Raw genomic sequence first — 399 nt, 5'->3', positions numbered from 1 at the left:
AACGTACTTATTTACATAAAATAGTTGAGTATTCGCGCGTATATACACTTTTGCTTTTGTATGTGCATTTGTACAATTTATTGAATAAGAAGAAAAAAGTTTTGAAAAGGATAAATCATGAGTAATAGACAAAAAAGACGAAATCCTCATGCTTATAAATATGTGGATAGACCATCATCTAATAAACGTCAGCAGAATAGACAATACCGTAATCATAATGATGGTAATTATGTAATTCTTCAAAAGGATCCTTTTGAAATTGTAATGTGGCTCTGCGGTATTGCTTTTATGGCCCTTGTATTTATTTTTACTTAAATAGAATTTCCTTTCTTATATTAAATGCCTTGCGTTTTCGCAGTATTTTTTATTTGAAAGGAAATTCCTATGGACAATATGTAC

General features: G+C 29.3%; 1 protein-coding gene. It reads left to right on the top strand.

Annotated features, from left to right (window positions below; genetic code table 11):
• Positions 1–117: 117 nt before the first annotated feature.
• Entirely contained in the window at positions 118–315 is a 198-nt protein-coding gene (locus ACTHS3_RS17150; protein WP_070734683.1) for a hypothetical protein, read from the top strand.
• Positions 316–399: the final 84 nt, after the last annotated feature.

This window comes from Neisseria sp. P0009.S007 (genome assembly GCF_051962515.1).
The sequence above is the reverse complement of the archived record's forward strand: the minus strand, read 5'-3'. Positions and strand labels throughout refer to the sequence as shown.

Bases quoted from the DNA above. Each gene is read 5' to 3' on its own strand.
- ACTHS3_RS17150 (WP_070734683.1), top strand. From the start codon at position 118: ATGAGTAATAGACAAAAAAGACGAAATCCTCATGCTTATAAATATGTG.